The sequence below is a fragment of the Paenibacillus sp. FSL H7-0350 genome, assembly GCF_038593195.1.
Classification (GTDB): domain Bacteria; phylum Bacillota; class Bacilli; order Paenibacillales; family Paenibacillaceae; genus Paenibacillus_AQ.
This window is the reverse complement of record NZ_CP151972.1, coordinates 4,859,747-4,872,566: the sequence shown is the minus strand read 5'-3', so window position 1 is coordinate 4,872,566 and position 12,820 is coordinate 4,859,747. Positions and strand designations below refer to the sequence as shown.

The 12,820-nt window shown below is 53.4% G+C and carries 13 protein-coding genes; 1 reads left to right on the top strand and 12 read right to left on the bottom strand.

Features of this window, described 5'->3' with window-relative positions; translation table 11 throughout:
- Positions 1-27: 27 nt before the first annotated feature.
- The gene (locus tag NYE24_RS22345; RefSeq protein WP_036695609.1) at positions 28-480 is read left to right on the top strand and encodes a rhodanese-like domain-containing protein; all 453 of its coding nucleotides are present in this window, start codon (positions 28-30) and stop codon (positions 478-480) included.
- Between the two features lie 91 nt (positions 481-571).
- Here the strand turns inward: NYE24_RS22345 and NYE24_RS22340 are convergent, their stop codons facing one another.
- The 12 genes from NYE24_RS22340 to NYE24_RS22285 form a co-directional block, all read right to left on the bottom strand.
- Positions 572-1,360 carry a formate/nitrite transporter family protein gene (locus NYE24_RS22340; RefSeq protein WP_036723535.1) on the bottom strand — a complete coding sequence of 263 codons (789 nt, stop codon included), beginning with the start codon at positions 1,358-1,360 and terminating at the stop codon, positions 572-574.
- Between the two features lie 350 nt (positions 1,361-1,710).
- Entirely contained in the window at positions 1,711-2,805 is a 1,095-nt protein-coding gene (locus NYE24_RS22335; protein WP_036695607.1) for a toxic anion resistance protein, read from the bottom strand.
- 13 nt (positions 2,806-2,818) lie between these two features.
- A complete protein-coding gene (locus NYE24_RS22330; RefSeq protein WP_342476707.1) occupies positions 2,819-3,532 on the bottom strand; it encodes a hypothetical protein in 714 nt (237 codons plus the stop codon).
- Positions 3,533-3,568: 36 nt separating this feature from the next.
- A complete protein-coding gene (locus NYE24_RS22325) occupies positions 3,569-4,624 on the bottom strand; it encodes an ATP-grasp domain-containing protein (RefSeq protein WP_036695605.1) in 1,056 nt (351 codons plus the stop codon).
- Positions 4,621-5,457, bottom strand: coding sequence for an HAD family hydrolase (locus NYE24_RS22320; RefSeq protein WP_036695604.1), 837 nt, complete (start codon positions 5,455-5,457; stop codon positions 4,621-4,623). Before NYE24_RS22320 ends, NYE24_RS22325 begins: the two co-directional genes overlap by 4 nt.
- Entirely contained in the window at positions 5,454-6,608 is a 1,155-nt protein-coding gene (locus NYE24_RS22315; protein WP_342476706.1) for a cysteine protease StiP family protein, read from the bottom strand. The genes NYE24_RS22320 and NYE24_RS22315 overlap by 4 nt, the downstream gene beginning before the upstream one ends.
- On the bottom strand, positions 6,605-7,897 hold the full coding sequence (locus NYE24_RS22310; RefSeq protein WP_076161784.1) for a phosphoribosyltransferase family protein: 1,293 nt from the start codon (positions 7,895-7,897) through the stop codon (positions 6,605-6,607). The genes NYE24_RS22315 and NYE24_RS22310 overlap by 4 nt, the downstream gene beginning before the upstream one ends.
- A gap of 76 nt (positions 7,898-7,973) precedes the next feature.
- Positions 7,974-9,182 carry an HpcH/HpaI aldolase/citrate lyase family protein gene (locus NYE24_RS22305; RefSeq protein WP_051493581.1) on the bottom strand — a complete coding sequence of 403 codons (1,209 nt, stop codon included), beginning with the start codon at positions 9,180-9,182 and terminating at the stop codon, positions 7,974-7,976.
- A 232-nt stretch (positions 9,183-9,414) separates the two neighbouring features.
- The gene (locus tag NYE24_RS22300; RefSeq protein WP_036695602.1) at positions 9,415-10,158 is read right to left on the bottom strand and encodes a TerC family protein; all 744 of its coding nucleotides are present in this window, start codon (positions 10,156-10,158) and stop codon (positions 9,415-9,417) included.
- 27 nt (positions 10,159-10,185) lie between these two features.
- Positions 10,186-11,508: a TerD family protein gene (locus NYE24_RS22295; RefSeq protein ID WP_036695601.1), complete on the bottom strand. Its 1,323-nt coding sequence runs from the start codon at positions 11,506-11,508 to the stop codon at positions 10,186-10,188.
- A gap of 94 nt (positions 11,509-11,602) precedes the next feature.
- Positions 11,603-12,184, bottom strand: a complete 582-nt coding sequence (locus NYE24_RS22290; RefSeq protein ID WP_036695600.1) for a TerD family protein — start codon at positions 12,182-12,184, stop codon at positions 11,603-11,605.
- A 50-nt stretch (positions 12,185-12,234) separates the two neighbouring features.
- Entirely contained in the window at positions 12,235-12,810 is a 576-nt protein-coding gene (locus NYE24_RS22285; protein ID WP_036695599.1) for a TerD family protein, read from the bottom strand.
- Positions 12,811-12,820: the final 10 nt, after the last annotated feature.

The window sequence follows — 12,820 nt, the reverse complement described above, 5'->3', positions numbered from 1 at the left end:
ACCAACTTATTTAAGGAGGAATTACGTATGAAAAGACAGGCAAAATCTCAAGTCCTGGCTGCACAGGCTGCGGACCCGGCGGATGCAGTAAGGCATTTCACCGCAAAAGCAGCATTCGAAACGGATGTCGCCGATGTTGCTTATGATCTGAGCGAAGGAATTACCGGCTTCCGGCTTATCGATGTTCGTGATGCCCATTCTTATGCGGAAGCGCATCTGCCGGGTGCCCTCTCTCTGCCCGGAGGCCTCCTACACACCACTTCCCCGGAGTGGTCCAAGGAGGAGGTTCTGGTGATCTATTGCTGGGGGCCTGCCTGTAATGGAGCCAGCAAAGCCGCTGCACAGCTCGCCGCACAGGGGTACTTGGTGAAAGAAATGCTCGGAGGCATAGAGTATTGGCGCAAGGAAGGGGGAAATCTGGAGGGGACTCTTAAGGAGAACGCACCTCTGTATTGGAACGTATCTGACAGCTCACTATAATATCTCCAAACTCCCTAATTCCGTACCACAGATGCAAAACAGCGATCCCCCTATCACCGGAGAATCGCTGCCCTGTCGATTATATTGCCGTTCAGTGAGACTCATCCTCCAGAAATGGCTTGTTCACATAGTAATACATCACGCCCATTAGCACGCCGCCGCCGATGAGATTGCCTAATGTGACCGGGACGAGATTATGCACCACGCCTCCCCAGGAGATCGTACCGGGGTGGTCCAGGACGAGGGCAATCGCGAAGGTACACATGTTGGCAATACTATGCTCGTAACCCGAGATGAAGAAGCAGAACACGAACAGCACCATGGCGAACATTTTGGCACCGTCGTTCTTCATTGACATCGGCACGAAAAAGGCCAGACAGACGAGCCAGTTACAGAGAATCGCCCGGAAGAACAGCTGCATCGCCGGAGCTTCCATCTTATGGGCCACCACATTCAGCAGGAACCCGTTGACAGAGGAATCATAGAACAATCCGGTCAGAAAAATAAGCAGCGCAAACGCCGTAGCCCCAAGAATATTGCCCAGGTAGCTGACGACCCACATCCGCACAACCTCAGTCCATGCCAGCTTGCGCCTCAGTGCCGCATAGGTGTAATAAAAAGTGTCCCCGGTGAACAAATCGCCCCCGCCGTAGGAAATCAGGATGATGGCTGCGCCGAACGTGATTGCAGCCATCGGATAGGTCATCGGCGATTGTTCCATATAGAAGAAGTTGCCGGTCTTAAAAGCTACGATCACGCCGAATCCGATAAACATGCTGGCGAGCATGGCCCTGGCAATGTAACGCCATACGCTTTGCCGGAAGATCTTCTGTTTCTTAAGTGCAAGCTTCTCTACCTGCAGCAGTGCCTCGTTCTCCATTTGACCTCCGTATTCACTTTATATTTTCAGCGGTGCCGGAAGACTGTTGTACAGCCTCCAGGCTATTATACCCAATAAACCACTGGAAATTGCTTGAATCACAGAGCATCAATAATTTATGGATTCCGCACACTGCCCGCACCCTTTTCACAGGCCGTTATCCTCCCGATCATTCAGGCTGGCAATCGCCTCCGCTTTCTCACTGCTGGCTACGACGATAAGCACTACGATCAAGCATCCCAGAATCATCCCGCTTATCCCCTCTTTCTCCACAGGTCGCCTTAGTGACAACGTATGTGGAGGAGCGGGATAATATGAGTAGGATTTTCTACCGGTGCAGAATCAAACCCCTAGTTCAAAAAGCTGCTCAGCCCGCTCTCCGCCTGCTTCAAAGCCTGCGGCTGTGAGCCTTCGTTAAGCCCGAGCCGGTTGTTAAGCTGGGTATTGATGGTGGTCATTTTGGACGTATAGTCCTGACAGCTCTCGATAATCCGCCGGTTGGACTGCTCCGAGGTATCCAGGGCGCTGAGCAGGTCGCCAATGGCCTGATTCACGGCTTCCAGGGACATGGACGGCTTGGAGAGCAGCTCCGTGGTCTTCTCGGTCGTCGTGCGCAGCAGCCGCGCATTCTCCTTGAACTGGTCCTCGATCGTCTTGTTGGTGGCTTCCACTGCATTGATGACATTCTCCTGATCGGCCAGGGACATGGCAATCATCGCCGAGACGGTGATCAGGTTAGAAGTCTTATCAATCGCGTTGTTTACGGAATCAATCAGCTTGTCATTATTGTCATTGATGATATCCGTTGCCGCAATCGCCTGATTGTAGAGCAGAATCATCTCGGTCATGGACTGAATCCGCACCATAACCTTGCGCAGCCCCCGCTCCAGATACGCTTTGCGGAATTCATTCTCGGGCTTAGCGATCTCAACCTCGAACAGCTCCTTCAGCTTATTGCCGAAGGCGATCTTGGTCTGGAGGTTATAGATCTCCTCCATGGAGGTACGCTTCAGCTGGCGCATGTTAACGATGCTCTCCTCCAGCGTATCCCGTCCGTCACGCAGACCGGTGATAATGGCATCAATGTTAGTGCGGACCGACTGATATTTGTAGACATAATTCTTAAGCGGGCTTTTGCGCAGCATTTTGCCGAAGAAGCTGACATTCTTGCTCTGCTGAAGGGTCTCGCACTCACCCCGCAGCTTCATAATCATATTGGGTACTTCCACCCGCTTACCGCTCATCAGGTCATTGACCGGGCGGTCCAGCAGCTTCAGCGTCTGGCCTGCCTTCTCCTGCGTCTTCACCCCAAGCTTCCCGATATCATCCATCAGGGAATCCAGTGCCACCGTGTCAGTCTTGGCTACCTGCTCAATTAGCTGGGAAGCCTCCTGGACTACCTTCTGCTCATCTTCTTTTCTAAGCTCAATTAACTGCGTGGACATGGTCGCCCTCCTCCTATAATTCGGAACTGCTGTAGCGCTGATGAATCAGTTCCGCCTTGGTCTGAAGTTCCATCAGGTCTTTGTGCTCAATCGTCGACGCAATATCAGAAATTTTGGCATCGACATCACGCAGACCGTTCAGCAGCATTCTCCGGTTTCTTGTCTTGGCTTCGCCGCCCAGGCGCAGGAACGGATTGATCACTCCGTTAAGGTCCTTCAGCACCAGCCTGCGGACGGTATGGTTGATCTCGCCATTGCCCAGCTCCTGCAGCAGCGGAATGACGCGCTGCAGTCTGGCGAACAGCGCCAGCGACTTCTCGACAATTTCATTGTCCAGCGTATCCTTCTGCCCTTCGGAGATAATCATATCCTCCAGAATACTAAGATACTCTACCACCGGGGCGAACTCTGCCCCGATCTGTATTTCCTCCCTGTGTCCGGTTCCCGAATGGGCCGGGGAGGCCTGTCCCGCAGCAGCAGGCAGGGCAGCAGCAGACGAAGCTTGCGGCGCGGCGGCGGATACTGCCGGAATCGCCTTCGGCTCCTGTCCGGCAGGAATCACCTCCACCGGGAGATTCACTCTTGTACGCCTAAGCTCCGGCACCGCAAGCGCAGCTCCGATTACCGGAAGCAGCAGCGAGACCAGCTCAGGCAGGAAGCCGCTGGTCAGTACGGCTACGACATAACCAGCACCGGCATACGCCAGTACTTTGAATTTAGCTTGCATTCCTTCTCACCTCTTATGAGCGTGAATGCTTCACGCTCAATTCACGGAATCCGTAATCACGGATTCTCCGTTTATTCTCATGATCAGCGGCTGCTCGACATGGCTGGCCAGGACGTTATGCTCGAACTCCGCAGGCAGAACCTCGCCGCCGAGCGCGCTTTTGACAGCCAGATATGGGAAGTTGATTCCGGACAGACAGGAGATATGCAGACCGCCGGACATCCGCGGGTTAATCTCCAGCAGCTTGGGGACGCCGCCGCTGTACTTCATCTGGACATTGAAATTGAACGGAATCCGGTACGTCTCAGCCACCCTGCGGGCTACCTCCGCAAGCTCCGGGATATACTCCATAAGCCGCAGACGGCCACCCGCCTTCCGGCGGGGAACAGCGGCCAGCAGATTGCCCTTCTCATCCGACAGACAATCAATACTATATTCATAGCCCTCCAGCAGCTCCATCACCATCAGGTTAGGGAAACTCCCGGCTTCATCAAGGATGCAGTAAGCCTCCTCGAAGGAGATCAGCGGAGTCACATGGCCGAACAGCTCCTCCACGGGACTGCGGTCATTATCTATGATCCGGAATCCCAGTCCGCCTTCCGTCTCGGTAGGCTTGAAGCAGACCTTGTGTCCTTTGGCTGTGAGATCTTCATAAGCTTCCCTGAACTGCTGCGCATTACTAACCACATGATAATCAGGAATCGTCATAATCCCGTTGGCCTTCACGCTCTCATAGAACTTGCCTTTGTCCATGATCATCTCCAGCAGATCCAGATCACGGCAGACCAGCACCTTCGTCCCGATCTCATCGAACAGCGAAGCGTGCAGCGCGATATCGAGCATATGCAACCGGGGAATGAAGATATCAATCTCGTTCCGGCGGCAGAAGTCAACACAGAACTGCACATATTCAATGCCTTCGAGCGCCGGCTCAGTTCCGGCCACATCGGCGCCTTGCAGCGACATATGGTGGATATCCGGGTGGGTGGCGAAGATTTGCACCGGAATCCCGTCTTCATTGCCCCGGATGAGATTCATGTAGTGATAGGCAACAGAGAACCAGCGGTTGAAATATATATTTACCTTTTTCATGGTGGCGGTCCAACTCCCAATGCTGTCAAATGTGTATAAATCCTGTGAACATACTGCATAATCTCATCCGCGGCAAATACTCCCGGCCGCTCAGTAAACGGATACTCTAAGTGTACTAAACCCGCCTGCTGCTCGGCAAATATTTCTCCGTGGCAGGGGGCTATGGCATAGTCGGCGGCGGCGAGCAGGCTCTTGTCCAGAAGAGAGTCCCCAGAGGCAACCATCGGCTCCGAATGCACAGTGCGGCGCACATGGAGAATGGCATCGCTTTTGTTCACCGCCTCCGGCACGATATAGAGCTTGCGCCCCTGCAGGGATACTTTCCAGCCAAGCTCACCCAGCCGCTGCGCCATCTTAGCAATCTCCTCCAGCGGCAGCAAATCCCGGTGAACCACGAACGTATAGAACAGCTCATCGCAATACCGCCGGCTGATGATCCATTCTTCCCGGACAACAGCGCGCACGATGCTTTCGGCTTCTTCCGTTGCAGCGGAGCCGCGTTCCACCGCTCTGCCAACAGCCGTCCGCCAATCCTGGTCCACTACCCCGTTCACAAGAATATTGCCGCCATTGCTGGTGATGGCATAATCCGGAATGACCGTCTCCTGGAACAGGTTAATCCGCCGGTACTGGGCAATCGTACGTGTAGTCACCGGCATGAAGACAATCTTCGCCGCCAGCTCTTTCAGTGTAGCCAGAGCCTGCTGTGAGATATACGATACCGTTCTGCCGTCAACAACCTCTGCCGGAGCCAGACCAGGGGTATCCTCAGGAACGCCTATCGCGCTAGGAGAGTAGATCAGCGTGCGGTCCAGATCGCTGGCGTAGATCATTCACTCTCCCCTTTCAGCGGCTTGATGATTCCACAGCAGGAGTAGGTCAGCCCGGGATATACCTCAACCGGTACGCCCCGGTCCTCAGCCAGCAGCAGAATATGCCGCAGGTTGGGATTGTCCAGCCTGTCGACAAGGATTCTCCAGGGCACTCTGCGCAGCAGTACACGCGTCGTCTCACCGACTCCGGGCTTCACCAGATTGATATTATCAATACCGAAGGTATCCTGGATACTGCGGATATCGGCCAGCCCCTGCCAGGTAATCTCCGGCGGATGCTCAAGCATCTCCGCAGCCTGTGCTAGCGCCTCTGCCGCTACTTCAGCGAAATACGGGGTAATTGCTTCAACGAATACGTTGGACAGGTCACTGTCCAGCCATTCCTTGTAGAATTTGGCCCCGTGGAATTCCTCAGGCCCGATCAGATCATCACGGAGCACCGTACGGCTCATCAGGCCGGATACCGTGGAGTTCAGGCAGGCGCTTGGAATCAGATAATCCTCCCGGGTTCCGTAGGTACCCGAGCAGTGACCGGGATCAGCAAGTACCGCCAGATCATCATTTAGCGTAATGCCATATTTCTTATACATACTCTCACAGGCCTCTATCAGCACCTGCCGGATGGCCCCCTTGCCGGTCCAGCCATCGATGAATTGCAGCTCGGCATCCCCTCCATGCTGCTGCAGCATATAGAGCACCGCATTCTCATCAATCCCCTTGCCGCGGATAATGGAGATGCTATAATGCGGTAGGTCCGCTCCATATTTCTCAAGAATATAACGTTTGATCAGTACCCCGATCGGAGTGCCCGCTCTCGCCAGAGAGACCAGCACGGTATTCGCCGTTCCCCGCCGGGCAACAATCATCTCGGACACCCCAGCTACAGCCAGCGCCACCTTCCTCGCAGTCTGCTGCAGCGTCTCATGAAACAATTCGATATACTGCTCTGTCGGCTGGTATTCCACCGGAAGCATCTCCGAATAATGCACGCCGGACTGGATCGCTTCCTCCCGCTCCGCCGTCCCCCGCTCAAGGGATACATTGCTTAGATCCTTGAGCAGGAAGGTAACGTCGGAAGCAGGATAGCTGCCCAGTGCCACCGGAGGAGATATTCTTCTATTGTGAATGGCTTCGATATCTATTCCCTTCATAGCCCTGAGCCTCCCGTAACTGGTTCTGGGCTGAGCACAACAAGATGTACCTTATTGCCCGCCAGCCTCTGTAAAATATCCGTCATCGGCGCAATCCGCTGCCGGGGCACCTCGCGCTCCAGCAGGACGAAGATATCGTCATACTGGCCGGGGTCCACATTATAGATGAAATTCGTGATCTCCGTATCGCCTGCGGACGGATAGGCAGCGGCGCTGTGCACACCGTAATCCGCACGCCGCTCGGGATGGATCGGACTGCGGGTCGAGGACTGGTACAACACGCCCTCTCCCATCTCTGCGGCGATCCGCATCGGCAGATACATGAACTCGCCTACGCCCATCACCAGCGTACGGGCACCTTCACGCAGTCCCCGGAGCTGCCTGGCCACATGGCTTACAGCTGCATCAATCTGCGCATTATCCGCAGACTCCAGACCGAAGCGGCCGCTGTGCTTCAGATATGGCGATGGATTGATAACGCCCTGCCCATCCGCCGAGGTTACAAGAAGCCGCTCTAAGCCGTCGAATGCATAAGTGGTTACAAGCTCTGCGCCTGTGGAAGCAGCGGCTCCGCTATCAGCTGCGGCTTGCAGCTGCGGTATCCCCTCAACCTTGATACTTCCCTGAAGCAGGGATAAAGCGGTTATACGAATTCCCAGCTCCTGCTCCAGATCACGGTAAGCCTGGATATTAGCTTCACTCCGCCAGTCCAAGAGAGAGGCCACTACATAGTCCCTGCGCGGAAATTTGGACTGGATGTCACGGATCGTATTAATCGCCGTATTACCGGTCGTAATCTCGTCATCCACCAGCACAATCGGCTCTGTCCCCGATAACAGTTCAGCATTCAAGGCATAGCAGAGATGATCTACGGCGTGGGAATGCTCCTCTTCAAAGGTGACCACCGATTCCAGCTCAGGAATCAGCTCACGCGTGGTATGAATATAAGACGCACCGCCAGCGAACGCATTATACATGCTATGGCCCAGGGCGGTAGCGGTTTCGGCGAACCCTATAAACAGAACCGGCTGCGGCAGAACCAGGCGCGCAGCAAGCAGCGCATGATAAGCTTCTTCCGCAACTTCAGGATGGATCAGGCCATGAACGGCCTGGTTCATCAGCGGGTCCATAATCTCCCGGTCAACGGTATCCGCGCCCATCTCCAGATACAGAAGCAAGGCGAGTGCAGCTCCGCTGAGCAGCGGGGTATACGGTCCTACGGGAATATGCTTGCCAAGGACTTTGCTGACGAACAGGAAGGAACGCTTCTTATTGATTCGTGCAGCCATGGAGAACAAGGAATCCACAGGCATATGAAAAGGATTCGAGGTTTCTGTTACCGTAACCTGCAGATTCTCGACGATATTAAACGTGTGTGTATTCGTTCTCGGGTAGTAATCCGACAAAATGCTGTTGTTCATGTAACACCCCGTATATTTGAGATCGTAATAAAATTCGTCTGGCCCAGTTCAAATGAGGCTTGATTTCATTCATTTTGTTATAATATTCACTCTTGAACACGCCGCGGCTGCCATCGTTGCTGTCTACAATACTTAAGGCGTCCACATACTCTTCATGCATTACAGTATACATGGCCTGCACCGGTCTGAGGTGGGATGGGTGGATAATGGTTTTGCCCACAATGCCGTTCTCCTTGTCCAGAATCACTTCCCGGATCAGTCCGTCCATCGAGCTGGAGATGAAATTATTGCGCATCTCGCGGCCATGCTTGCCGTAGGTATCCTCGAAGGGCGTCTCCCGCAGCTGCGGGCGGAGGACACGGTGTCCTTTGCTGGCAAAATACTCCCACACGGGACCCGAGATCACGTAGCCCTCCTCCACACGGCCAAATACGTTAATGATATCCGACATGCAGTCACGGATCGGCGTCAGGTCATAAATACTGATATCCGGACTGCGCCGCAGTCCGAACAGACTGGAGAAGTCCGTCGCTCCAATCCGGACATTCAGCACATACTCGCGGTATTGCCCGAGCAGATCCCGGACCCCAAGCAGAGTGTCCATCCGGCTCTCCCGGTAGATGATCGGCGCATTCTCCAGAATCGGCATCCCGTACAGCACCGGGGCGGAATAGCTGCGTGTGTCATTGTAATCGGCAATAGCCTCGAAATAATCTGTACCGTTCTCTACGGAGAATTTGGGGAAGACGAAGCCGGTCAGCATGGTGATTAATGATCCCAGCCGGAAAATCAGATCTCTTAGCTGTGCAGGGTTACGTACGCGGATGAACAGCAGCGGAAGACTGCCGAGCTGGTCCGGCTCATTCTCCGCATAAGCGGACAGGAACGCCAGATGCCTGACGATGGACTCTTCGGCATAATCCACTTCACCGTCCCCGATGGCATCCTCCAAATCTATGATTACCGTGATAAGCCCCGAGGCTCTCAGCTTAATAATATCTTCGGCAACACTGGCACGGGTGGCCGGCATATACAGGGCTGCTCCGACGGCATAAGCCAGTAAATCCTTACGGGTGGTATGATCAAATGAAACCGGCGGAACATGGAATAATGAGGCTTCCTGTTCTTGTGTGAGGTAATCGAAATATCTCAAAGCCCTTCCCCCTTAATGTTGTGCCAGCACAATACAAATGGCCTTTGGCTTCGAGCAGAACCAGCTATGCCGTCCTCTCGGGGACGGTATCCGGCTTTCTTTGAACCCAAGCAAAGGCCATGCTATAAACACCTATTACGATTACCCGAAAGGCGCGCCGGAGTCCACCCTTCCCGTGAACCCCGCGCCTTCCTGCACAGCTATAAGGATAAAAATATGAAGCAGAGGTGAATCAGGCTTTGTGGTTCTCGGCCTTCTTCCGTTTGCTTGCGCTATACACGATAGTACCTGCAAACACCGCAATTAGAATACCGAAGAAAATTACATGCGGCAATTCATAGCCGAAGGCTCCGGCAAGCATTTTACCGGCAATCAGTGCAATAAGCAGGAATGCCGTTTGTTCCAGTTCAGGATATCTTGCGATCAGCTTGAGGAACACCTGTGCCACACCGCGCATCATCAGTACGCCGAGAATACCGCCAAGGAAGAGTACCCAGACTTCAGAACTAAGACCGAATGCTGCTACCACGCTGTCAATACTGAAGGCAATATCCATTAATTCAACCAGAAGGACCGTCTTCCAGAAAGAGGCACCTTTATTCTTAATCTCGCCATCTTCACCGCTGCCCTTGAACAGCCCTTTGTAGGCAATATAGAAGAGATACAAGGCCCCGAGCACCTTAACCAGCGTAAATTTGACGAGATAGGTCCCCAGACCAATCGCCAGGAATCTGAATAAATAAGCGCCGAGTATCCCGTAGAACAAAGCCTTACGCTGCTGCTCCTTCGGAAGGTGCTTAACCATAACCGCCAGTACAAGCGCGTTATCAGCGGACAACAGACCCTCCAGCAGAATCAGACTTCCGATAATTCCCCAGCTGACAGGGTCGGAGAGCGTTCCTGCAATATCACTCCATGAGAAGAAATGCCCGTAATTCTCACCGATACTCCTAAAAAAATCACTGAACCAGTCCATTCCACTTGCGCCTCCGGTAATATCAAATTATTTGCTTCCCGCTACCCAGCGAAGCCCCCAGCCATAAGCCTCATCCATCTCCCGGTGACCGCTGAAATATTGCACGAGCCGTTCAATACTGAAGGTCTCATTGTCCACATTCCGGATCAGCGCGATGGCACACATGCCTTTACGGTTGTTATGCTCGTCCAGATTAACGATAATATCCGGTCCTCCATCCTGCTTCAGGGTAACCACTCCATCCGCCTCAGACCAGTTGGTAACTCCTTTGTAAATAAAGGCAAACACCAGAATCCGTTCGATTTGGGCAACCTTACTTCCGTTTATACGCAGATTCTCGCCGGATGTTACGGAGCCGGTCCGGTCATCTCCATCGAGCATCATATAAGGCTGCTGCTGCAGGTTACCGAACGCATTGCCCAGTGCCTGCACCACGCCTTTGCTGCCGTTCTTCAGCTCATACAGACAGGCCAGATCGAGATCCACCCCGCCCTTGTTACGGCTGAACAGCCCTCCGCCCTGCTTCTGGTTCCAGTTGAGGTTAATCAACAGCTCACCCAGTCCGGAGGCGGATTTCTTCAGGTTAATCGAATCGCCCTTCTTCTTCAGCTCAATCTTCTTGAGATTGAGATTCAGCGCCGGTGCGGGAGCAGCCTCCTGCTTAGGCGGTGCCGGTGCAGGCGGTGGCGGAATCACAATATTCGGTCTGGATGACTCCGCGCGGGGCGGCGGTACTTGAAGCGGCGGGCGTCCCGGCGGCGTCTGTTCCTGCGGCTTCGGTGCCGGTGCAGGCTCATCCTCAACTTCTATGCCGTAGTTGCCGCAGAGCGCCTTAAGCCCGCCCGAGAAGCCCGCAACAATCGCACTGTATTTCCATTCTTCACCATGTCTATATAATTCTCCAACTACAACAGCCGTTTCCACAGAGAACTGATTTCCGAGGTTACACCGCAGAAGCTGCGCACCTGTCGCCTGATTTACGACCCGGCACTCCGCTTCGCTCATTTGTCCGAACATCTGCTTGCGGTTTTCTCCGTCATACAGAGTAAGGGTGAAGGCAATCTTCACTATGTTTGCCGGAATCCGCTCCAGCGAGACCTCGAACTGCTTCAATCCGCCCGAAGCCGTCCCCGGCACATCCTTATAGGTGATATAGGGAGTAGACGGGTTATTATAAAAAATCAGATCATCGTCACTGCCCACTTTACCGCCAGCTCCAAGCAGGAATGCGGAAGCATCAATATCCATGGAAGACGGAGCTTTCCACCCGATCTCAACCGTAATGCTGCGGAGCCCCGGGCTCCCTTTGGTCAGGTCTGCTTTCTGCCCTTTGACTACTTCTGTATTCATTCTTACGCCACCTTTATACATGGATAAGAGCGCAACTTATCAGATTTTGTGTATAAAAAGGGCAGGATCGATGATGATCCCGCCTTTGAAGCTCTTATTGCGCGTCCAGCCCGTAGTTTTTGCATAATGCGCTTAGTCCGCCGGCGAAGCCGCTGCCGATCGCCTGGAATTTCCAATCCGCCCCCTGGCGGTAGAATTCACAGAAGACTACAGCCGTCTCGGTGGAGAAATCCTCGCCCAGATCGAACCGCAGAACCTCACGGTCGCTGGATGCATCTACAACGCGGACAAAAGCATTGGAGACTTGTCCGAAGTTCTGCGCACGGGTCTCATAATCATAGATCGTGACCGTGATCCCGATACGCTGAATATTCGCAGGCACCAGACTGAAGTCTACGATGATCTGTTCATCATCCCCGTCGCCTTCACCTGTACGGTTGTCGCCTGTATGGGTTACAGAGCCTGTACCGCCAGTCGGGTTGTTATAGAATACAAAGTCATTTTCGCTTTTGGCTTTGCCGTCCTCATGCAGCAGGAATGCTGATGCATCGAGGTCGAAATCCTTGCCGCCGCTATACTTGTTTGTATCCCAGCCCAGTCCTACTACAACTTTGGTCAGACCCGGATTCGTCTTGGTAAGATCAATCCGCTGTCCTTTGGAAAGACTGATCGTCACTGTCAAAAACCCTCTTTCCTTACAGATTTAATTCCCGTAATGTCAGAGTCTTATTGCAGGCCGTAATCACGGGTCAAGCCGGCCAGACCGTCCTTGTAGCCGCTGCCGATCGCGTTGAATTTCCATTCTGCACCGTTACGGTACAATTCACCGACAACTACGCCTGTTTCAACGGAGAAATCTTCACCCAGGTCAAAGCGGATCAGTTCCTCACTATTCGCATCGTTAACGATACGCACATAAGAACGGGAGACTTGTCCGAAGTTCTGGCTTCTGGACTCTGCTTCATAGATGGTAATGGTGAAGGCAATCTTGTCCACATCTGCAGGAACATTAAGCAAATCGACTTGAACCTGCTCATCGTCTCCGTCGCCTTCTCCTGTACGGTTATCGCCGGTGTGAACGACAGATGCGTTCTCGTTCTGCTTGTTGTTGAAGAAGATGAAGTTGGTTTCTTTATCTACTTTACCGCTGGCATTGGTCAGGAACACGGAAACGTCAAGGTCAAAGTCCTTACCGCCATCGTATTTATTCGTATCCCATCCTAGGCCGACTGTGATTTTGGATAAGCCCGGGTTGGTTTTGGTCAGATCGATTTTTTGTCCCTTGGATAAGTTGATAGCCATGAATAGAGCC

Bases quoted from the DNA above. Each gene is read 5' to 3' on its own strand.
- NYE24_RS22345 (WP_036695609.1), top strand. From the start codon at position 28: ATGAAAAGACAGGCAAAATCTCAAGTCCTGGCTGCACAGGCTGCGGAC.
- NYE24_RS22340 (WP_036723535.1), bottom strand. From the start codon at position 1,360: ATGGAGAACGAGGCACTGCTGCAGGTAGAGAAGCTTGCACTTAAGAAA.
- NYE24_RS22335 (WP_036695607.1), bottom strand. From the start codon at position 2,805: ATGTCCACGCAGTTAATTGAGCTTAGAAAAGAAGATGAGCAGAAGGTA.
- NYE24_RS22330 (WP_342476707.1), bottom strand. From the start codon at position 3,532: ATGCAAGCTAAATTCAAAGTACTGGCGTATGCCGGTGCTGGTTATGTC.
- NYE24_RS22325 (WP_036695605.1), bottom strand. From the start codon at position 4,624: ATGAAAAAGGTAAATATATATTTCAACCGCTGGTTCTCTGTTGCCTAT.
- NYE24_RS22320 (WP_036695604.1), bottom strand. From the start codon at position 5,457: ATGATCTACGCCAGCGATCTGGACCGCACGCTGATCTACTCTCCTAGC.
- NYE24_RS22315 (WP_342476706.1), bottom strand. From the start codon at position 6,608: ATGAAGGGAATAGATATCGAAGCCATTCACAATAGAAGAATATCTCCT.
- NYE24_RS22310 (WP_076161784.1), bottom strand. From the start codon at position 7,897: ATGGCTGCACGAATCAATAAGAAGCGTTCCTTCCTGTTCGTCAGCAAA.
- NYE24_RS22300 (WP_036695602.1), bottom strand. From the start codon at position 10,158: ATGGACTGGTTCAGTGATTTTTTTAGGAGTATCGGTGAGAATTACGGG.
- NYE24_RS22295 (WP_036695601.1), bottom strand. From the start codon at position 11,508: ATGAATACAGAAGTAGTCAAAGGGCAGAAAGCAGACCTGACCAAAGGG.
- NYE24_RS22285 (WP_036695599.1), bottom strand. From the start codon at position 12,810: ATGGCTATCAACTTATCCAAGGGACAAAAAATCGATCTGACCAAAACC.